This window comes from Muricauda sp. SCSIO 65647, assembly GCF_021534965.1.
Lineage (GTDB): Bacteria > Bacteroidota > Bacteroidia > Flavobacteriales > Flavobacteriaceae > Flagellimonas_A.
The window spans coordinates 2,677,341-2,698,826 of the sequence record NZ_CP091037.1 but is presented as its reverse complement, the minus strand read 5'-3'; the positions used below and the strand labels follow the sequence as shown (position 1 = coordinate 2,698,826).

18 protein-coding genes, 1 other RNA gene and 1 pseudogene are annotated in these 21,486 nt (G+C 43.0%); 9 read left to right on the top strand and 11 right to left on the bottom strand.

Going from position 1 to position 21,486, the window contains the following annotated elements:
* Window positions 1-21 precede the first annotated feature (21 nt).
* From L0P89_RS12000 to L0P89_RS11990, 3 genes are all read right to left on the bottom strand, one after another.
* Window positions 22-1,212 carry an exo-beta-N-acetylmuramidase NamZ domain-containing protein gene (locus tag L0P89_RS12000; protein ID WP_235265336.1) on the bottom strand — a complete coding sequence of 397 codons (1,191 nt, stop codon included), beginning with the start codon at window positions 1,210-1,212 and terminating at the stop codon, window positions 22-24.
* 101 nt (window positions 1,213-1,313) lie between these two features.
* Complete coding sequence (locus L0P89_RS11995) at window positions 1,314-2,621, bottom strand: RagB/SusD family nutrient uptake outer membrane protein (protein WP_235265335.1); 1,308 nt, start codon at window positions 2,619-2,621, stop codon at window positions 1,314-1,316.
* A gap of 10 nt (window positions 2,622-2,631) precedes the next feature.
* Complete coding sequence (locus L0P89_RS11990; protein WP_235265334.1) at window positions 2,632-5,718, bottom strand: SusC/RagA family TonB-linked outer membrane protein; 3,087 nt, start codon at window positions 5,716-5,718, stop codon at window positions 2,632-2,634.
* Window positions 5,719-5,888: 170 nt separating this feature from the next.
* Between L0P89_RS11990 and L0P89_RS11985 the strand changes: the two genes are divergently transcribed.
* Together L0P89_RS11985 and ppgK are read left to right on the top strand one after the other, a co-directional pair.
* Complete coding sequence (locus L0P89_RS11985; protein ID WP_235265333.1) at window positions 5,889-6,644, top strand: DeoR/GlpR family DNA-binding transcription regulator; 756 nt, start codon at window positions 5,889-5,891, stop codon at window positions 6,642-6,644.
* 154 nt (window positions 6,645-6,798) lie between these two features.
* Window positions 6,799-7,554 carry a polyphosphate--glucose phosphotransferase gene (gene ppgK, locus L0P89_RS11980; protein ID WP_235265332.1) on the top strand — a complete coding sequence of 252 codons (756 nt, stop codon included), beginning with the start codon at window positions 6,799-6,801 and terminating at the stop codon, window positions 7,552-7,554.
* Here ppgK and typA read toward each other — a convergent pair.
* Both typA and L0P89_RS11970 read right to left on the bottom strand, forming a co-directional pair.
* Window positions 7,551-9,350 (bottom strand): translational GTPase TypA, encoded by a 1,800-nt coding sequence (typA, locus tag L0P89_RS11975; RefSeq protein WP_235265331.1) that lies wholly within the window; start codon window positions 9,348-9,350, stop codon window positions 7,551-7,553. The genes ppgK and typA overlap by 4 nt on opposite strands.
* 66 nt (window positions 9,351-9,416) lie before the next feature.
* Window positions 9,417-10,013: a hypothetical protein gene (locus tag L0P89_RS11970; protein WP_235265330.1), complete on the bottom strand. Its 597-nt coding sequence runs from the start codon at window positions 10,011-10,013 to the stop codon at window positions 9,417-9,419.
* A gap of 73 nt (window positions 10,014-10,086) precedes the next feature.
* Between L0P89_RS11970 and kdsA the strand changes: the two genes are divergently transcribed.
* The gene (kdsA, locus tag L0P89_RS11965; protein WP_235265329.1) at window positions 10,087-10,908 is read left to right on the top strand and encodes a 3-deoxy-8-phosphooctulonate synthase; all 822 of its coding nucleotides are present in this window, start codon (window positions 10,087-10,089) and stop codon (window positions 10,906-10,908) included.
* Here kdsA and L0P89_RS11960 read toward each other — a convergent pair.
* On the bottom strand, window positions 10,905-11,273 hold the full coding sequence (locus L0P89_RS11960) for a DUF1801 domain-containing protein (protein WP_235265328.1): 369 nt from the start codon (window positions 11,271-11,273) through the stop codon (window positions 10,905-10,907). The two genes, kdsA and L0P89_RS11960, sit on opposite strands and share 4 nt — an antisense overlap.
* A 110-nt stretch (window positions 11,274-11,383) precedes the next feature.
* Between L0P89_RS11960 and L0P89_RS11955 the strand changes: the two genes are divergently transcribed.
* Window positions 11,384-12,496: an Sb-PDE family phosphodiesterase gene (locus tag L0P89_RS11955; RefSeq protein WP_235265327.1), complete on the top strand. Its 1,113-nt coding sequence runs from the start codon at window positions 11,384-11,386 to the stop codon at window positions 12,494-12,496.
* 8 nt (window positions 12,497-12,504) lie between these two features.
* Here the strand turns inward: L0P89_RS11955 and L0P89_RS11950 are convergent, their stop codons facing one another.
* Window positions 12,505-13,710 (bottom strand): NAD(P)-dependent oxidoreductase, encoded by a 1,206-nt coding sequence (locus L0P89_RS11950; protein ID WP_235265326.1) that lies wholly within the window; start codon window positions 13,708-13,710, stop codon window positions 12,505-12,507.
* Window positions 13,711-13,938: 228 nt separating this feature from the next.
* Here L0P89_RS11950 and ssrA point away from each other — a divergent pair.
* Window positions 13,939-14,338, top strand: a transfer-messenger RNA (tmRNA) gene (gene ssrA / locus L0P89_RS11945).
* A gap of 304 nt (window positions 14,339-14,642) precedes the next feature.
* On the opposite strand, the gene L0P89_RS11940 is transcribed toward ssrA, so the two are convergent.
* Complete coding sequence (locus L0P89_RS11940) at window positions 14,643-15,002, bottom strand: winged helix-turn-helix transcriptional regulator (protein WP_235265325.1); 360 nt, start codon at window positions 15,000-15,002, stop codon at window positions 14,643-14,645.
* Between the two features lie 106 nt (window positions 15,003-15,108).
* Between L0P89_RS11940 and L0P89_RS11935 the strand changes: the two genes are divergently transcribed.
* The 4 genes and pseudogenes from L0P89_RS11935 to L0P89_RS17000 all read left to right on the top strand — a co-directional run.
* Window positions 15,109-15,738, top strand: coding sequence for an NAD(P)H-dependent oxidoreductase (locus tag L0P89_RS11935; RefSeq protein ID WP_235265324.1), 630 nt, complete (start codon window positions 15,109-15,111; stop codon window positions 15,736-15,738).
* A gap of 54 nt (window positions 15,739-15,792) precedes the next feature.
* Window positions 15,793-16,161 (top strand): DoxX family protein, encoded by a 369-nt coding sequence (locus tag L0P89_RS11930; RefSeq protein WP_235265323.1) that lies wholly within the window; start codon window positions 15,793-15,795, stop codon window positions 16,159-16,161.
* A 268-nt stretch (window positions 16,162-16,429) separates the two neighbouring features.
* Window positions 16,430-17,179: a class I SAM-dependent methyltransferase gene (locus L0P89_RS11925; protein ID WP_235265322.1), complete on the top strand. Its 750-nt coding sequence runs from the start codon at window positions 16,430-16,432 to the stop codon at window positions 17,177-17,179.
* Window positions 17,180-17,625: 446 nt separating this feature from the next.
* Window positions 17,626-17,727 (top strand): annotated as a pseudogene (locus tag L0P89_RS17000) (hypothetical protein); the annotation flags it as partial.
* A gap of 297 nt (window positions 17,728-18,024) precedes the next feature.
* Here L0P89_RS17000 and L0P89_RS11915 read toward each other — a convergent pair.
* The 3 genes from L0P89_RS11915 to L0P89_RS11905 all read right to left on the bottom strand — a co-directional run bounded on the left by L0P89_RS11915 (window position 18,025) and on the right by L0P89_RS11905 (window position 21,429).
* Window positions 18,025-19,068 (bottom strand): cadherin domain-containing protein, encoded by a 1,044-nt coding sequence (locus L0P89_RS11915; protein ID WP_235265321.1) that lies wholly within the window; start codon window positions 19,066-19,068, stop codon window positions 18,025-18,027.
* A gap of 64 nt (window positions 19,069-19,132) precedes the next feature.
* Window positions 19,133-19,750, bottom strand: coding sequence for a response regulator (locus tag L0P89_RS11910; protein ID WP_235265320.1), 618 nt, complete (start codon window positions 19,748-19,750; stop codon window positions 19,133-19,135).
* A complete protein-coding gene (locus tag L0P89_RS11905) occupies window positions 19,747-21,429 on the bottom strand; it encodes a sensor histidine kinase (protein ID WP_235265319.1) in 1,683 nt (560 codons plus the stop codon). The genes L0P89_RS11910 and L0P89_RS11905 overlap by 4 nt, the downstream gene beginning before the upstream one ends.
* Window positions 21,430-21,486: the final 57 nt, after the last annotated feature.

Genomic DNA, 21,486 nt, shown 5'->3' with positions numbered 1-21,486 from the left:
CTAAAGTCTTGGATTACTATATCAATACAGTTTTATGCTGTCGAAATCATCGATATACGATTCGTACTGTTCCATTTCCTTCAGGGCCTCGAGAGATCCATCCTTTTCAACCCAATGCCTCAACCGATCTGAACCGTTGATGATATCGATGGGCATGTTTTCATAATCATATTCATAGGGTGGTTCTTTCCATTGAAATTCATCGCCCAAATGACGGTACAGTTCACGCATGAGTACTTGCCCTACCTTCCATGGGGTGAACGTTTTTCTATCAATGACATGAACCTGAAATCCACCGCACGGTCTATCGGCATGCTTTTGAAAGGTAGGAAGAAACGTTATGGGCCGTAACGCAAAACCTTTTAGACCGGTATCCCGCATGGCTTTTGAAAGGTGCTTTTTATAGTAGGAATAAGGTTCTATTTTCGGGTCTCCTACAATTTCCAATGACTGGGTCGTACCCCTACCTTCACTCAATTCGGTACCTTCGAACACTACAGTGGCCGGAAACGTAAAGGTACTATCGATCCTAGGAATGTTTGGCGAGGGCAGTAACCAAGGTAAACCTGTATCTTCATAGTACATTTCGCGACTCCATCCCTGCATTTTTATGACCCTCATATTGGCTTTTTCGCTCACCCAATATTTCTGGTGCATTTCGGCCACCTCACCAATGGTCATGCCATGCCTTACCGGTATGGGATGAAGCCCTATGAAAGAGGCAAAGTTCATATCGAGCAGATTTCCCTCTAAATCAATTCCATTAAGTGGATTGGGCCTATCGAGCACAATGACCTCAATATCTTTCGAGGCACATTTTTCCAACAATAGCGTCAAGGTGTAGATATAAGTGTACATACGACAACCCACATCTTGCATATCGACAAACAAGTGGTCAATACCTTCAAGCATCTCATCAGTGGGCACCCGGGTCTCTGAATACAGTGAATAGACGGGAACGTTGAAATACGGGTGAACCGTATGGTCGGTCTCTATCATGTTATCTTGGGCATCAGTGGAAAACCCGTGCTGTGGACCAAAGATCTTTACAAACCGCTCACCAAAAATGTCTTCAAACCTATAGGTTGCATGAACAAGCTCGCCATCAACAGAGGCATTGTGGCACAAAAGGGCCACATTGCCTTTAAAAGAGTCTTGCAGGCCCTTGTCTCCATACAGGACATCGAGCCCTGACTTTACTCTGTTCTTCATATTTTCCAATTAAGAAAAAATATGCCCAAGCCAAAAATATCTTGCCCTGGGCACAACAAATTAACTCAAACTATTTCTGTATTTCCTACAGAACTTTTTCCTTATAGGGATGGGTTCGCAGGAGTATTGTCATTATTATCCCTTTCGGCATTGGGATAAGGATAAAAATTTCTGTTTCGCTCAGGATTCGCGTCTGACGGACCCGGCCTGCCGAACCTTCTACTATCTTCAAGTCCTAAACTCGTCAAATAGAGCTCTATTCTTCTGTTTCTGTATATCTCATCGAGCACGGCCTGCTGTTCGACAGCACCGGCGTATGCGGGTAGGTTTGCACCCACCCCAAAAGCGTCTTGGGCCGCTGTCTTGGTCAATACGGCATCCAATTCTGTCACAGCATTGGTCAGATCATTGCTTCTTGCGTACGCCTCAGCTTTTATCAGCAACATCTCACCGGGCAGATATACGGGAATTTCAATCAAGTTATCTGGCCAAAAACCAATAAGCTGATAGTTGGCCGGATCGTTGACCGGGTCGGGCAGCGTTACATAAAAAGGCACTCTTTCATCACTGGGATCAGGTACCAAACCTGCTGGCAGGGCAAAATTGGCATCCCTTGCCTGCGTTACGTTCTGGGAACCGAACCAAAATGCCAACGGATTGGGAATAGAAGCATCGTATTCCCAGGTCGATTGTACAGAAAGATCAACCGCATCGGCGGCCGAAATGGCCTCGGTATAATTGCCCGCCATTAAATGGAACCGAGCCAGCATGGCATCGATTGAGTTACCGATATCCACAGAGCTGAACACCCCAGAGGTAATTTCTGAAGAAAGTCCGGCTTGCACATATCCCCTGGCCTCCGTCAAATCGGTAATTACACTTTGCAATACCGTAGAACGGTCTTGAAACGATGCATCCTCAATGATTTCAAGCGGGATACTCTCAAAAAACTGGATCAATGTTCCATGCACCAATGCCCTATAGAACAATCCATAGGCCTTGAGTGAATTGGCGGTTGTGGCATCGTCAGTAGCGATATCTGCAGATGTGATCACCGTGGTGGCCTCTTTTCTACAGAGCATGGCATTGGTCCAGATATTGTTCAAGATCTCGTTGCCCCCGTTGATATCGTCACCTCCCAACAATACCTCGTTCTCACCCAGGTTACCTGGGTTTAGCAATCTCAGTTCACCTGTGTTCAATCCGGTTAAATGGGTGCTGGTGTAAATGATGCCCGCCCTATCGGTACTCCATCTTTGTTGTACACCATTGATCAAAGCCACCAAGTTATCGGTGCTATTGACTACATCGGGCTCTAAGGTCGAATTCGGATCTAAGTACTCTTTATCACATGATGAAGCGAACATGACCAATATGCCAAGTATGATGATATTCTTAATATTTTTCATGGCTCTTTTTTTAAAAGTTAGTACTTACAGATAGGGCAAAAGTGGCAGGAATGGGAACATTACCAAAATTCACTGCCCTGAGCAGGTTCGACTGACCTCCGGCATTGGTCTCGGGATCATAGCTGAAGAAATCATCGAATGAAATCAAGTTCCTTCCGATCAAGGAAACCCTTGTATTTTTTAACCTATCATTGAATAAGGATGGAAACTCGTACGTAAAGGCCAGTTCCCTGAGTTTGACAAATGAACCGTCTTCCATCCTGAATTCCTCAATGGGGTAAATACTTGCAATATAACCCCTGGGAAGCTCTCCCGTAAGCTCTTGCTCGGCGAGCCTACCTAGACCGACCCCTTGTCGGGTTCGCTTATCTGCATCGAAAATGTCAACACCCTGTACTGACTCCCAAAGCATTGAAAACGAGAAGTTCTTATAGGTAAGATCTGTGCCAAACCCTAAAATGTAATCAGGATTTGGATCGCCTATCACCCTTCGCAGTACATCACCCGTAGGTTGGCCGTTTGCATCACGTTGTGGCTGGCCTGTAGCCAAATCACCCCGTTCTACCTGGGGAACACCTGCAGGAACCCCTTCGGTTGAAGAATCGGTCAAGATCAAATCTCCACTATCGTCCCGTGCAAAATACGTTCCGAAGAATACCCCCAATGGCTGTCCTTCTTGCACTACCGGCGGTGCCCCAGCGACGTTGGCAATAGTAATATCGCCTCCGATGGTCTCTATGACCTCGTTTCGGTTTCTACTGAAATTGGCCGTTACGTTCCAGGTCAAATCCTGTGTTTTTATTGGGGTCACCCTTGCGAAAATCTCTATACCCTTGTTTTCCATGGTACCTACATTTTCGATACGCGATGCACCACCAATTGATGGCGCCAACACCCTACTGACAATCAGGTCTTCAATGTTTTGGCTATAATATGAGAACAGTAATCCTGCCCGATTATCAAAAAAGCTCAGATCCGCACCTATCTCAAATTCTTTGGTGCGTTCGGGAACCAAATCTTCGTTGCCCAAGCGGTTGTTCTGCTGTAAGGTGATATCGCTCAAAAAGTCGATGGACGTATAACTTCCAAATCTCGCATACGGTCCGATTGCAGTCAGGTTACCCGCCTCACCATATGAGGCCCTTAATCTCGCTGAGTTTATAAAGCTGTTTTCAGACCAAAAGGGCTCATTGGATATCAGGTAGGAGCCGGATATTTTAGGATAGAAGTTTGTTCGGTTATCAACATCGAAGTTGGTCGCACCATCTATCCTTCCCGCCAAGGTTAGGAATAGTTTGTCATCGTATGATAACGTCTCTTGCAAAAAGACACCAAAAATATCAAGGTTTGAATCAATAGGCTGTGTTTGCAAAGGTACGGTAGGGTCGCCAGAAGCGTCCAAATCCCTTCCTTGGGTTCCGTCAAACTCCAGCTCACTGGCCTGAAAGTTGTATCCGGCCGTGGTCTGTGAATTCAGTTTTGAAGATATGTCCCAGTCATAGGTAACATTGATATCATAATTCCAATTGAACACCTTGGCTTCGGCCTCTCCCCTATATCCTAAATTGAAATAGGCCGGATTCACATTTTCGTAGGGATATATCGGGATAAAAATATTGCCTTCTTGGTTATAGGTGTCAACACCCAAAATCTGATCGATAGTAAGGTTTTCGATTGGGTTGATCCTCACGTGAAGACTCGGAATGAAGTGGTTCACCTTTTGCGTGATGTCAAAGGTTTCAATAATGCTCAACGGATTTACCCTGGTTTGCTCAACTGCCAACAGGTTTCCATTGGAATCTCTTTGCGATAGGTCAAAAACATTATTGGTAATGTTCACCGAATTTATCGGGCTCCAAAATACATTGCCGTCAGGTTTCTCGTCTGAATTGCTATTGGCAAAGTAAAGGCCAAGGTCATAAGAGATCCAGTCGGCTATCTTGTGAGAAAAATTAACACGTGCAGACAGGCGTTGGTAATTGGTGTTCCTAATAATTCCCTCGTTGGCCAAATAGCCAATGGAAGCATGGTAATTCATTTTTTCATTGCCATCGCTAATTGAGAAATAGTTGTCGGTGCCTAAACCTGTTTGAAAGATATCATCTTGATAATCGTACCTGGTCGTATTGAACTTGTTTGAAGAGAGGAACCTAAAGGGGGTCAGGTCGCCCGTATCGGGGTTAAAACCAAAGATGGGCCATAGCCTTCCCGTAAGTGGGCTGTTGGCGATGGTCTCAAATTCTTCACCCCTCAAGTTAAGATCCAGTTTTTTTCGAACGGTATTTACGTTGAAGGTACTCTTAAAAAACATTTCAGGACCATCTTCGGTATACCTTCCTTTTTTGGTGGTAATGATCACCACTCCGTTTGACGCCCGCGAACCGTAAATGGCTGCCGCTGCCGCGCCATTGAGCAAGTTTATGTTATCGATGTCGTTCGGGTTGATGTCGACCATTCTGTTTTGCCCCGGACTGGCATCCCCGGCAGGAACATTTAGATTGGTCACATTGGTCGTAAGGTTACTGACCACGACCCCATCAACTACGTAAAGGGGCTCAGAAGACCCTTGTATGGTACTCACCCCCCTCAGGCGAATGGAAAATCCCCCGGCAGGATCACCTGAGTTTTGTGTTATCTGTGCGCCGGGTACTTTACCCTGTAAGGAGGTAATAACGTTTGGAGGGGCCACTTTGGTCAATTCAACCGCCTTGACGGTCGTAATGGCGTTGCCCAATTTCTTGCGCTCTTGGGTCAACGAGGATCCCACAACAATTACCTCATCCAAATTGTTGGAATCTTCGGCCAATGTTACATTCAACTGTTGGTCTTGCCCGGTAAGCGCTATCTCTTGGCTCTTAAAGCCAATATAACTGATGACGAGCGTTTTGCTGGCCGTATCATCTGCCACAAAACTGAAATTCCCATCAAAATCGGTCACACCTCCAATGGAAGTGCCCTTGATGAAGACACTTGCCCCTGGTAATGGCTGGCCTTCACTGTCGCTGACCGTTCCTGAAATCGTGACCGATTGCGCAAAAGATATATGCGCAAATAAAATCATAAACAGAAACAGCAGCCGGTACTGTGCTTTTTTCATAATCGTGTTCTTTTAGTGAGCTTTGCAAACAAACCTAGCATAATAATTCAATTTTTGCAATGTTTTAATGCAATAATTTATTGCAAAATGGATAAATTAACATTATTAGATATCAGAAAAGTATCTTTTTGCCGTTTTTAATGGCAAAAAAGATTTTTATATTTGTTTTCATGGATAAAAAGAAAAGGCATCATATCATTCTCAATGAAGTACATATACACAATAGGGTGCTATTGACCGATTTGTCGAGTATGCTCAATGTCTCTGTTGATACGGTACGAAGAGATGTCAAAGAGCTCGATTCTTTAAAAAAGCTCAGAAAGGTACATGGGGGTGCCATTTCAAACGGATTCAATGTGTATTCTGACCGATCAAGGGAAATCTATGAACTGGGCAGCAAATCGACGATAGCCCAAAAGGGCATATCATTATTGAAAAAAGGAGATGTTATATTGATAAGTGGCGGATCGACCAACATTGAATTGGTAAAACTGCTTCCCAAAAAGCTTGACCTGACTTTCTTCACCCCGAGTTTGCCCATGGCCATTGAATTGATCAACAACACTTCTGAGCGCTATGAGGTATATCTTATCGGTGGCAAGCTTTCAAGAAGATCGCAATTGGCCACCGGTGGCAGTTCAATAAATATCTTGTCAGAAATCAAGGCCGATATTTGCTTTTTGGGTACAGGCTATATCGATATTCAAAAAGGTATCACCGAGGTGGATTGGGAAATCGCCCAAATGAAAAAAGCGATGATACGGGCTTCCAAAAAAACGGTCTCCCTTACCATATCAGAAAAATTGAACACTTCAAACCGCTACAAAATCTGTGACATCAACACCATCGATACCTTGGTAACAGAACTGGATCCCAAATGTGAGAATCTTGAAGAGTATCGAAAAGCAAATATCAACATACTTTAGCTGGCGCGCCCCTAGAAAACAATTGTTCAATACGATCAAATTTTTAGAAGAAATAATCATATTCTGAAGAAAATCCACAATATGGCATGCCTTCATTTCTTCTTAATCCGTTAAACTTTTTGTTTCTTTGCCACCATAAATAATTTACCCCATTATGGAACTTTTAGGAATCGATATCGGTGGCTCAGGAATCAAGGGTGCCTTGGTAAACAGTGATACTGGTGAACTTCTTACCGAAAGACATAGAATACCCACTCCCGAATCACGAAAACCCAAGGCCATGGCCGAGGTGGTGGCACAACTTGTCGAACACTTTGACTACAAGGGGCCCGTGGGTTGTGGTTTCCCTACCATCGTCAAAAACGGAGTCTGTATTTCAAAGGGAAATCTTCACAAGAGCTGGGTAGGGGTCAATGTTGATGAACTGTTCAGCCAAGCTACCGGACAACCCTTTACCGTTGTGAACGATGCCGATGCCGCGGGCTATGCATCGATGAACTATGGTGTGGGAAGAGGAAAAGATGGTTTTGTCATCATGATCACCGTAGGTACCGGTCTGGGCAGTGGGGCCTTCTACAACGGAAAATTGATCCCGAATTTCGAATTGGGGCAAATCCCCTATAAAAAATATAGAAAGATTGAAGATTGGGCAGCAAGTTCTGCAATGGAACGCGAGGGCCTATCGTATGAAAGGTGGGGCAAGCGCTTTAACAAATTTTTGACCTTCGTCGAGCTTTTGGTTTCTCCCGATCTGATTATTATCGGCGGGGGAATTTCAAAGAAATGGAATCAGTACAGCCATTTGATCGATGTAGAGACCCATGTAGTCAAAGCCGAACTCATGAACCATGCAGGCATCATCGGTGCTGCCGTTTCTTGTTTACGGGAACACCACCATCAAGAAGTCTAAACCGCTTTGCTACGTTTTCTATCGACCTCTTTTAACTGTATTTTTCGCAGCCTAATATGATTGGGAGTCACTTCGACCAACTCATCTTTTTGAATATATTCCAAGGCTTCTTCCAATGAAAATTTGATGGCCGGTACGATTCGCGACTTATCATCTGAGCCAGCGGCCCGAACATTGGTCAGTTTTTTTGTCTTGGTGACGTTGACCACCATATCATCTTGACGTGAGTTCTCACCGATTACTTGTCCCTCATAAATTTCCTCACCGGGATCGATAAAGAATTTGCCACGTTCTTGCAATTTGTCTATGGAATAGGGTATCGCCGTACCATTTTCCATAGAGACCAACGAACCATTGATCCGCTGCGAAATCTCACCCTTCATGGGTTGGTATTCCAAAAATCGATGGGCCATGATGGCCTCGCCAGCAGTTGCCGTCAACAATTGGTTCCGCAAACCAATAATACCCCTTGACGGAATGATGAACTCACAGAGCATTCGTGAACCCTTGGCTTCCATACTCACCATTTCTCCTTTTCTGATAGAGACCATCTCCACCGCCTTGCCGGAAACCCCTTCTGGTAAATCAATGGTCATTTGTTCGAACGGCTCACATTTTACCCCGTCGATTTCTTTGATGATGACCTGTGGTTGTCCTATCTGTAATTCATAGCCCTCGCGGCGCATGGTCTCGATCAATACCGAGAGATGCAGCACGCCCCGCCCATATACCATGAACTTATCGGCGCTATCGGTTTCCTCGACCCTAAGGGCCAAGTTTTTCTCCAGCTCCCGCTCTAAACGTTCTTTTAGATGGCGTGAGGTAACAAACTTGCCATCTTTGCCGAAAAACGGACTGTCATTGATAGTGAAGAGCATACTCATGGTCGGTTCGTCAATGGCGATCGTCCGTAATTTTTCGGGATTTTCAAAATCGGCCACCGTATCACCGATTTCAAAGGCTTCCATACCCACTATGGCACAAATATCACCTACGGCAACGGTTTCGACCTTTTTTCGCCCCAATCCCTCAAAAACAAAGAGCTCTTTGATTTTAGATTTTACAATGTCCCCATTTCTTTTGACCAAAGAAACATTCTGGCCTTCGCTCAACGTTCCCCGTTGCAGGCGCCCAATGGCGATACGCCCCGTATACGAAGAAAAATCAAGGGAAGTGATCAGCATTTGTGTGCTGCCCGTTTCTGGCTTGAATTCAGGAATGTGCTCTATGACCATATCCAACAATGGCGCTATTGAGTCGGTAGGTGTTTTCCAATCTTCGCCCATCCAATTGTTCTTGGCCGAGCCGTACACCACCGGAAAATCAAGTTGCCATTCTTCTGCTCCCAATTCGAACATCAGGTCAAAAACCTTTTCGTGCACTTCTTCAGGGGTACAGTTTTCTTTATCTACCTTATTGATGACGACGCAGGGCTTCAGGCCCAAATCAATGGCCTTTTGCAATACAAAACGCGTCTGTGGCATTGGGCCTTCAAAGGCATCGACCAATAGCAGCACGCCATCGGCCATGTTCAGCACCCGTTCTACCTCGCCCCCAAAATCGGCGTGGCCCGGGGTATCGATGATATTGATCTTGGTGTCTTTGTATACCACCGATACGTTTTTTGACACGATGGTGATACCCCGTTCACGTTCAAGGTCATTGTTGTCGAGAATCAGATCACCCTTGTTCTCGTTCTCACGAAACAGACGGCAATGGTACATGATCTTATCGACCAAGGTGGTCTTGCCATGGTCAACATGGGCTATGATGGCGATATTCTTTATTGTTTGCATGCCTAAATTTGAGGATGCAAAGGTAAGGCAATAAAATCCACAGACGACACGACCACCATAAATAGGTCAGTCTTTTTTGCCCAAAACCCATCCGATGGTCACCCTAAGATTCGGATAAACCGAAAATTGATCGGTCACCGTCACTGCACTTCCCGTATCGGTGTAATCCACTGAAATTGCGCCAATACCAAACTGCAGTCCCCAATTGAAGCCCGAGGTATAGGTGCGCTGCAAGCCATACGTCAACCCGATATAGAAAGTTTCAAAAGAAGCTGGGCCGAATACAATGATATTCGCTAGATCAGGCTCGAAGTCCTTACCGAGCAAAGAAATATCAGAGGTATAGTACATGTTGATCCCATAAAAATTTCCTGAATTGCCCTTGACCAGCTTTCCTTTCTTCGCCCTTCTGTCAAAATTGTAATACCTGCGCAATTGGGCATCAAATCTGGGGTAAAGGTCAAAACCACTGTTATCGAAAGAAATCACGCCCAATGAAGTAGCCGCATCGAGTCTTATGGATGTATTCGTAGCAATACCAAATTCATAAGACACCCCTGGCCAAGCTACATTCAGCAAAAACTGGTCTTCTATTTTTTTTTGGTTTTGGGCCATTAGGGCATTTAGAAAAAGTAGTGAAAAAACGGTCAGGGCAGTTCTCATTGTCAAAATTTCAAGATTTTGTGGATATCATCAATTTTCAAGCCAAAAAGATACCTTTGTAAAAATATGTTTTATGGATTTATCCCATATTCCCCAACTCAAACATTCTAATGGCAACAATTTCTTTTTGCTCTCTGGCCCCTGTGCCATTGAGGGCGAAGAAATGGCCCTACGTATCGCCGAGCATATTGTCGAGGTGACTGATAAGCTGAGAATTCCCTATGTGTTCAAAGGAAGTTTTAAAAAAGCGAACCGAAGCCGTGTGGATTCATTTACAGGAATTGGCGATGAAAAGGCACTGAAAATCTTAAGAAAAGTATCGGAAACCTTTAAGGTGCCCACTGTCACCGATATTCATGTGCCAGAAGATGCAAAAATGGCGGCCGAATATGTCGATGTGCTTCAGATACCCGCCTTTTTGGTACGACAGACCGACTTGGTCGTCGCAGCCGCCGAAACGAACAAAGTGGTCAACCTCAAAAAAGGGCAGTTCATGAGCCCTGAAAGCATGAAGCATGCCGTAAAAAAAGTGATTGAAACTGGCAATGAACAGGCCATGATCACCGAGCGAGGGTCAATGTTCGGGTATCAAGACATGATCGTTGATTTTCGCGGAATTCCCACTATGCAACAATATGCACCGGTCGTACTCGATGTGACCCATTCATTGCAACAGCCCAACCAAGCCTCAGGGGTAACAGGCGGTCGCCCGGCACTTATCGGCACCATGGCCCGGGCAGGTATCGCCACCGGTGTGGATGGTATTTTTATGGAAACCCACTTTGACCCGGCCAACGCCAAAAGCGATGGGGCCAATATGCTCGATTTGAGCTTGCTGGAAAAATTGTTGACTGACTTGGTAGCGTTACGTAAAGTGGTGAACGAAATGAGTTAGTTCTTCCAAAACCCCTTTTCTTTTACAGCATAGGCATCATGCAATATCTCGGTCAAGATTTTTTCATCGATTTCTTCAGGTGAACGATAGCGCAATGACCGCAACACCTTACGTTTTTCAGTGACCATATGCCCTAGATGCTTCGTCAAATGTGCAGAGGCCCAAAAACCGACATCGACATATTTTTTGCCCCTGGGCACATTGAGGTAGCAGAAAGGTGTCTTTTTGAAATAATAGAAGGGTATTCTGTATTTATATTTCAACTCTATTTCAGGAAACAGCCCTTCGATGACCACCTGAAGCTGCAACAAAATACTTTTAAAGGGCTCGTCTTGTGAAAGTATGTAGTCTTCTGCTGGGTTCATGGATCAAAAATCGGAAAACCCGTTCAATTAATCATTTGATAACTTCAAAGAATCAGTTCCGTACTGCGATAAGCCCTTCAAATCCTTACATTTGATAAAATCTATTTCAGATGAAAGACACCACGCTTATTTTGGCTTTGTTGCTTTGTTTTTCGCTAAGTGCCCAGAATCATTCACATACTGGCTCTGGGGCCATATTTTTTCCAGATATACCGGGGTACAAAACCTTAAAGGCCGACTTGCACCAGCACACTGTTTTTTCTGATGGATATGTCTGGCCGACCATTCGCGTTATGGAAGCCCTTCGAGATAGCCTTGATGTCATTTCGCTGACCGAACATTTAGAATACCAACCCCATAAAGTGGATATTCCGCATCCTGACAGGAACCGTTCGTACGAATTGGCCCTTCAAGAGGCAAAAGAGCATGATCTGATGATTATAAACGGTTCTGAGATTACCCGTTCGGCGCCTGTTGGGCATAGCAATGCCGTTTTTATAACAGATGCCAATGAACTCTTGCACGACAAGCCCGAAGATGCCTTTTCAGCTGCTAGAGAACAAGGGGCCTTTGTGTTTTGGAACCATCCGGCATGGTATCCCCAATCAGAAACAGGCAATCCGATTTTAAGCGATTTTCAAAAGGAAAGAATGAAAAATGGAGAACTTCATGGTATCGAGGTCATCAACATGGTCGATTATTCTGAAGAGGCCCTCGCCTTGGCCCTGGAACACAATTTGACCATTATGGCCACCAGCGATATTCACGGACTTATCGACTGGGACTATCATGAAAAAGGCCATGCCCGCCCCGTTACTTTGGTCTTTGCCAAAGAAAGAAGCGTTGAAAGCCTCAAGGAAGCCCTTTTTGCAGGCAGAACCGTGGCCACCTACGACAATCTCCTGGTAGGAAAAGAGGAATTTTTGAATCCGCTGATCAAAGCAAGTGTCGAAATAATGAAAGTTGGGTATATCGGAAACACCTCAGTTCTTGAAGTGAAGCTGAAAAATAGCTCAAGCAACAAATTGATTTTTGAAAATGCCATGGACTTTTCATTCTACAACCATTCACCTGTTTTTGAAATCGAAAGTGGTGAGACGATTACCCTACAAATCAAAACGCTTGAAAAACGGAAACATATCGATTTGAAGTTAAAGGCCCTGAAGGCCTATTCTGCCCCAAAAAAACAACAGGTCGTAGATTGGAAGATACCGATTGAATAGTCAGGGGCTCACTCCTTGCCATCAACATAATCTTGAAGGTACTTGTAATTTTTGGTGAGCTTGCCATTTTTGGTCATTTGGGACCGCTTGAGGATGCCATCCTTGTCTCCATTAAAAAAAGCGGGGATCACATGTTTTGAAAAGGCCTCTCCAAAACCATTGCTGGCATCCCGTGGCAATTCAGCGGGCAGATTATCGACCGCCATCACCGCAATCGCTTCTGGCTTCAAATAATCAACTTCTTTTTCTTTTTGTGGATGGTACCCATAGATAGGTTTTGCTATGGTTGAAGCCCTAATGGTGGTTGCCACTGGCCCGTCAATATCACAACTGATATCTGCAACAACTTTGATATTGAACTCAAGATGCTTTACATCTTCCCTAGTGTATAGATATGGGGCGCCATCTCCATAGAAATGGCCCGCGATATATAGATCGGTCACTTTGGCAAACCTGAAGAAATCAGAACGGTATTCTTCTGGATTGGCAAAAAAATCAGCTTTGTTGCCCCGAACCCCATCTTTTCGTTTGTTGTATTCAGAAGCATCGATTTGGCAATAGACCGGTTCATCAAAGGTCTGGTGCAAAAACTCATCGACCGTTACCTTTTTTAGGTTCATGCCATCGAGCATTTCTTTTGCACCGCTACCGACCCTACCCTTACCGGTGAGCAATACCTTGATATTGGGCAATTTAATCTTTTGAAGTTCAGCAATCAAAGCCTGTTGATCTTTCAAGGTCTCTGCCTTTGGCAATTCAAAGCGGCCAGATTTGAGCCCATAAGCCCGCACCCCGTTATAAGCACCTACAATTCCTGCATAGCGGCCAAAAGCGACCAGTCGAATGCCCTTGAGGCTTGTGATCACCTCATGATCATATAGCTCAATGTTCTTCTCAAGTATGGCCCGCAGTAGGTCTCGGTTATAGGGCTGTTTCTTGATCGTATGTGAAAAGAAAAAGTACTTTTTATTTGGAATCAGGTCTTTAATGGGCACTTCCTTGACCCCTAAGAGCACATCACATTCTGCCATTTTATTGGCCACTTCGACACCTATGTCTCGGTATTCCTGATCTGCAAAAGCCCTTACGGAAGAGGGCTTTACAATTATTTGCGCTTTTGGGTATTTTTCAATGACAGTTTGGCAAAGTGCTGGAGGCAAGACCACCCTTTTGTCAGGTGGGTTCTTGCATTCTCGAATGATTCCGAATTTCATCTATTCAAAATTTTTATTTGATTGAAGATGAAGCAAATAAAAATTTCTTCACATTCAGTAATTCGCACAAAAAATTTAATCATATCCAAGGGTGTCACAATGATAAAATCTGTTTATGCTCATTTCATCAAGTCTGGTATAATTCTTGCCTAAAATAAGGGGATTGCCAAGGGTACGCAAACTTTTGTCTAACTTTGCGTTCCTTTAAAAATTGTTCTTTGAAAATATGGGGCCGACCGGTTTTGACAGCGAGACCAATGGCTATGTAAGCATGTCGAGCTATGGGAATGATGCTCGTAAATACAATATCCCAACCTTTTAAATGGCGAGTCTAACTACGCTTTAGCTGCTTAATCGACTGAATTATAGTAAGTCTAAGCCTAGTCCTGCCAGGCAGGAAAGCTAAATGTCCTTGAACAGCCCTTGTTGACGGCGGTTCGTTTTAGGGCACCATAAAAGTCAACACCGGGTCGTTTGCGCTTCGGTAACGATCCTAAACTAAAGAAGCTAAGCATACGATAGGCGGTTTTGGGTCGGTCGTATGTCGAAAATTGAACCAAGACTAAGCATGTAGAAAGCCTAGCAATTGCTTGTTTGGACGAGGGTTCGAATCCCTCCGGCTCCACTGAAGTGGCACCATTTCAAATCATTAAACCTGTAAATTACTGATTTACAGGTTTTTTTGTTTTATTCCCTTTCATTGAATGGTAAAAATAGCATACCCCAAGATGCTTATTCGGTGAGCATTTGATATAGTAAAAAATACTCACCGATTTCCTTGTAATTTATTGATTATATGTTAATTATAAAATTGATTCTTTTCTGTTGTATCCTTATTTGGATAAAAAGCAATACCGAAAATGAGTCATTCTTTCTCTCAATTGTTTTATCTAAAAGGGAAACCTTAATAATCAAGACTTAATAGAGTCAAATTATGTATTGGACCTTTTCCGGATTTCCGCCCGGTGGGCGGTTCCCCAATCTGCAAGGTTACTGATGACGGGGACCAATTTTTCACAGTACTCAGTCAATTCATAGGTAACGGTAACTGGCCTAGTGTCCATAACCGTCCGTTTTACGAGCAGATTGGTTTCCATTTCCTTGAGTTCCCGGCTCAACATCTTCCCGGAAATCCCCTCAACATCCTCCAACAAATCGGAATAACGTTTAGTCCCAAAATAAAGGGCCACCAATATGTGCATCTTCCATTTTCCGCCCAGTACGTACATCGTATCTGATATGGCTCGAATCTTATGTTTACAGGCCTGTATTTTTTGTTTATCGCTCTTCATGTTCTGTCACCTTGTTACCTCTACGTTACTGTTACTTTTAGTAACCATGTGTCAAAAGTATTTAAATTTGACAAAAATTCACCTACTTACACAAACAATTTTGAATATGGATTTAATCGACACACTAAATTGGAGGTACGCCGTTAAAAAATACGATGAACAAAAAGTACCCAAAAAAAAGATAGATCAAATACTTAAGGCCATAAGCCTTACCGCTACCTCGGCAGGCCTACAGCCCTATCGCCTCTTTGTAATCAACAATGAACAGGTGAGGTGGCAACTGGCACGAGATTCCTTCAACGCCCAGATTACCGAGGCTTCACACCTCATTGCATTTGCTGCCTTTGAAACAATTACCAAAGAACAGATTACAGAATTCATTGCGTTCATGGCAAAGGAAAGGGGACTGCCCGAAACCACTTTGGATTCCTACAAAAGCTCCCTTGAACAGCATATTTTGGCCAGAACGGACCATGAAAACTTTATTTGGTCCTCCCAACAGGCCTACATTGCATTGGGAACGGGGATGATCGCCGCGGCCAATGCCGAAGTAGATGCCACTCCAATGGAAGGGTTTAATCCGGAAAAACTGGACAGGCTGCTGAACCTTCGGGAGAAAGGATTAAAAAGTGTGCTATTGCTGGCACTTGGGTACAGGGATGCCGAAAAAGATTTTCTGGCCAACCAAAAAAAGGTCAGGTTGCCTTTAAAAGAACTTGTGACCCATATCGATTGATTGCGCCAAGAAAACTACAAGACACATTGAATACTTAATTTAAAGGATATACCAATGAAAAAGAGGACCAAAACACTGTATTGGATCTTTACGGGATTGCTTTCATTATTGATGGTAACCTCCGCCACACGCTATTTTATGGATATCGAGCAATTCCAGAATTATTTTGTGGCCTTTGGGTACAATGAACGAATCGTGGTGCCCCTAGCCATTGCAAAGCTGCTTGCAGTAGTCGCAATTTTAGGAAATAAATGGCCCACTCTCAAAGAGTGGGCCTATGCCGGACTGTTCTTTGATTTCGTATTGGCATTGGAAGCCCACATCCATCTCAAGGACGATCAGTTCTTTGGCCCTATCATCGCATTGGTGCTATTGGCACTGTCCTATAGCTTCTATCGAAAGGTCTTTAGGAACAATCCATAACACCTATTCCATATATGTAGGGGGTAAATTGGTACAGCTCCATTTACCCCATTATAACGAAACCGCGATTCACGGCCGGTACATGGCCTTATCGATGACCAATGTACCGGTTCAATACCAACATATAAAGCACAATTACCGCCACATCGGTAACGGTTTTCTTATATTTCCGTAAAGTTCGCCCAACTTCACATAGCACGGCGTTGGCAACAAGTTGATAAACTTAAAGATGATTTAATCCATAAGAATATTAATCAAAACAATACCTATGTCACTCAAAAATGTTCAAAAGGCTTATGAGAAAGTCGGAGCAGACGATCCCCTTTGGGCGATTCTCACAGATGATAAAAAACGTGGAAATAAATGGGATCCAGAAGAATTTTTTGAGACAGGGCGAAATGAAATCAACGCTGTGTTTGCCTATCTGGAAAACCTTGATGTTGAAATCCGCTATGGCACTGCATTGGATTTCGGCTGTGGTGTAGGAAGATTGACCCAAGGTCTTTGTCATCACTTTGATCAAGTTACTGGAGTGGATATTTCCAACACCATGATAACTGGCGCCCTTGGGTACAATAAATTCGATAAAAAATGCACTTACATTACCAACACTGAACCTAACCTAGAATGTTTAAATAGCAACACTTTTGATTTTGTATACACAAACATTGTGTTGCAGCATATGGCACCACGCTATCAGGTGGAATACATCAAAGAGTTTTTCCGCATACTTAAGCCCGGCGGTACAGCACTATTTCAGGTACGCACGCCAAAAGGCTCCAGCCCCAAACCAGGATCATTTGCAGAAAAGATGTACAACTTCAAAATGGAAAGGTTAAAACCATTTTGGAAAATTGTCCGTGGCCGTCCACCAATCCAGGTGCATACAATTTCACCCCATATAGTGGAGCAGATTATTGCAGACTGTGGTGCTACACTTCTCGATGTGAAGGTGGTCGATAAAAGAGTCAGAACGTGGATCAAAAACCTACGTTATTGTGCAATGAAGCCTACATAATATTGCTTTTCTAGCTTTGTGGAACAAAGTGACGATTCAAATATTGACGTTGATTTCCTTGGTAGCAGCGTTTTCTTTTTATATAATGCTCATGCTTGGCAAATTGACTTAATGGAAAGGGTTTTGTTTCAGTTTATAGGTAGAAAAAATCGGGTTGGAAAAAAGAAATTAATTCCTTGTATGATGGTAGGAATTGCTATTTCACCATTAGGACAAATATTTTGACGGAAGTGTATGGAAATCAGGACAGTTGGCTATACATTAATCAATTGCTAACAAGGGCCCTAATTTATGGCTACAATTCGTTAATTTGAAACTAAGAAACCATCAACGGCTAGATTTGCCACGACAGGAAATCCGTCGACTGCCAGTGCCACCACAAATCATAGCCAAAACCATAAGGCACATGCCCAAAATAATCAACTAAAAATGGATAGACTGACACGATTGACATCTATATTAGTTCAATCGCAGTCAAAAAAATAATTGCTGCTAAAGAAATTGCAAATAGATTTGAAATAAGCCTTAGAACAGTTTACAGAGACATTAAAACTCTTCAAAATGCAAGAGTGCCTATTGGTTCGGAAAATGGGAAAGGTTATTTTTTGATTTCTGGTTTTAGTTTACCACCTGTTATGCTTACAGAATCAGAAGCGAACTCATTGCTCCTCAAAATAAAAGCAATTTTAAAAGAATTTCAGAAGAACAACTACGAAAAATTAGAAAATCCCTCCAGCTCCGCACTTCTCGCCCATTGCTTGCGCAATATCGTGCTAAAAAGGTCTACCAGACTTTATTCTTATGAAGACCCCAAACACTTTTTTTCTCTATCGAAACTAGCGGCATCACAGTACGATATCACCATTAAGGATCAAATCAGTGATTATGGGACGCAATTCCGTAATGTTTTTGCCAACTTCAATTTCGGGCCGATAAAGCGTTTTTATTATTTCGCGATCAAATGGGTTGAACTGTGCTGCTGCCCCAGAACACATGACACTTCTTTCGGGAATGATACCACAAAAACGTTGACTGGTATGCCCTAACCCAATTATATGGCCAAGCTCATGCTTGAAAAGGGCTTCGCTTTCAGACCCCATCCATATTCTACCACTAAAAATATGGTATTCGCCATTGGTGTCGTACAATGCATAGCCCCCAAAATTATTACCGCTTATGAGGCTGTACATATCAGGCCAAACGGGAGACACCAAGGATGCAGGACCAAAAATCAAATGAACATTTGATTCTTCAATAGTTGCTACCAGTTCTATTTGAAATCCATCGTCGAAAAATGTATTGAACTCATTTAGATATTGTTGTACGGTTTGGTCAAATCCCTGAGGAAAATCTCCATCGAGAAAGAGTTTGATATTTTCGCTCCACTTTTCGCTCAATGTACCTCCAAAAGCATCAGGGGCCAATTTGAATGTCAGGTAATGATATTCGTCCAAAAAACCTTTTTGATAATTGGTCAAAGGACCATCTTCAACGTCTAAAACAACTATTGTAATGGTTGCAGAAGATTGGGCAACGCCATCGCCCACCAAAACCTGCAACGAAATCGATTGGGCAGTTTCATAATCAAGTATTTCAGAATCTATCACTCTTAATTCGCCCGAGGTTCTATTGATATTTATGCCCATTGAAGATACATTGCCAGACCTTTCTAAGCTATAAGTAATATCATCTCCATCAGGGTCTTCTGCATCAACGAACCCCAATGATGTTCCATTTCTTGAATTCTCATCGATTTCAAAAGATTGGGCCAAAACCAGAGGCCTTTCATTGGCGTCTATGGGAATATTGTCTGCATTGCCATTTGATTCATCTTTACTACAACTTGCTATGACCATTAAAACCGAGAGAAATAGGAGCTTTTTTTTCATCCGTTACCTTTTTCTTAAAAATAACATAAATTCCGATGGCTGAATATACCCATTAATTGGTATTTTAATCAAAATCATACTTCTTCTCAACAGCATAACGCAATAGCTCCCCTGCCCCACTGAGACCCAATTTTCGTATCATATTCTTCCGGTGGGTGTCCACAGTGCTTTTGCCGATAAAAAGTTCGTCGGCAATTTGGTGGCTGGTGCGGCCTTTGGCTATCAATTGAAGAATTTCATGCTCACGGGCAGATAATATGCTTCTTGAACTATTCTTTTCAGTTTGGGGCTGGTTTATGCTTTTATCGTAATAGGTTTTGCCCGAAGCGACTGCGCGTATTGCTTCCAATACCACTTCCAAACTACTGTTTTTAAGGATATATCCTTGGGCTCCGGCAGCCAGCATTTGCCTTACGGCCTCATCTTGGTCGAACATGGTAAATGCCACTACTTTGGTATGGGGCAATTCTTTGAGAATGGTTTTGGTGGCCTCAATACCATCGAGTTTGGGCATACGAATGTCACAAAGCACCACCTTGGGCTGTTTGAGCCGCACCAGTTTGAGCAGTTCTTCCCCATTGTTGGCGTGGCCGATAACCTTGATATCATCTTCATATTTTACATATGATCTAATACCATCGATCAGCGCTTGGTGGTCTTCGGCTATGGCAACGGTAATCATATGGGGATATCGATTAAAATTGAGGTGCCTTTGCCTACTATACTGTCTATGGTAAAGCCACCCCCTAAATGTTCCACTCGTTTTTCAGTATTGGTAAGGCCCATGCCAGAATGGTTCGTATCTAATTTTGAACGGTCAAAGCCCTTGCCGTTATCTTCGACAATTATGTTGAGGGTATCTTCATGTTGGGTCAATTGTATGTTGACCTTGGTCGCATCGGCATGCTTAATGGCATTGGCCACCAATTCTTGTACCATTCTAAAAATAGAGAGTTCTAAAGTGTTCTCTAATCGCTCTCCCATGCCAAAGTCTTCAACCTTAACCTCTAGGGCATTGGTCTCTGTAATGGTTTGGGCCATTTTTTTGATAGCGGTCAACAGACCCTGGTCACTCATCACCCCCGAGTTTTTGCTATGGGCCATGCCACGGATTTTTATATAGGCTTCTTCCAATAATTTTTGTGCATTTTGTAGTGCCGGGTCTTTCTTGCCCACCTTGGCATTATCGAAATGCAATTTGATGGTGGCCATTAAACTGCCCAGATCATCATGTAATTCACCCGCTACTTTTTGACGTTCTTTCTCTTGCCCGGCGATCATGGCATCGATACTGACCAGCTCTTGCTCTTTCAGTAGGTTTTCTACTTTTTGTTGCCTAAGCAGAGCCTCTTGTTCAGCCAGCAAACGTTTTTTTGTGGTGTTTTTTTGAAGAAGGATGGCGATACCGCTTCCCAATACCAAAATAACACCTAAAAAGCCCAGTGCGTACCACATTCTGTTTTTCTGGTTTTCCAAGGTTATATTGTCTAATTGTAGTTTTTCGGTTTTATTTTTTACCGTCTCGATCGAAGATTCCAAAGTATTGTTTTTGTATTCCAATGAATATTCCAAATCTAAACTGGCCCTTAAGCTTGTATATGCCTCTTCAAAGTCTTCATAGGCTGCCATAATCTCTGACTTCAATCTCAAATCGTAGAAATTATCTTTCACGCTTTTGGCGCAATTTTCTGATTTTTTGATATAAAATAGGGCACTATCCAGTTTTCGAATAAGTAAGTAGGTATCTGATATCTGCCAGTTCACAACACAGTTAAGAGCTTCAAATTGGTCAACATTATTGGCCAGGGAGTGGACTTTTCTGAAATTCGACAAAGCTGAACCATAATCCTTATTGATCTTTCCATAAATTGCTTTCTCATAATAATACTTCACCAGCAACTTGTTATTTGAAGGCAGTCTTTGAACGATCTTATCAAGCTTCAAGAAACTCTCTGAATACCCTTGACTTTCTTTTAAATCTTGCTTGCCCTTTGACATGAAAATAGTCTCGTAAAGGGCATATATTACCTCATCTGGTAAATCATTGGAAAGTAATTTCAACCTATCTAAATAGTACTGATATTGTGCAGATCCAATAAAAACTTCTTTCTTGAACAGCTCAAGCAAGGCAATCAAAGCAGCTTTACTGATATATTTTTTTTCTAACCTATCACCGATCTCTAAAACCTCAACGAAATTTTTAAAGGCCGCCAATCCATTCTGTTCATTCCCATATATTCTTGAATACCCTATGATCAAATGGCCCAATGCCTTCTCAATCTCCTTACTTTTACCAATGATTTTGGTTGAATCGATAATAACTTCATTTTTGTCAACCAGAACATCACATAGTAGAACCATTTTTTCCTTGATCCGAGAATCAGGTAATTTCTGAATGTTCCTTTTGGCATTTTCAAA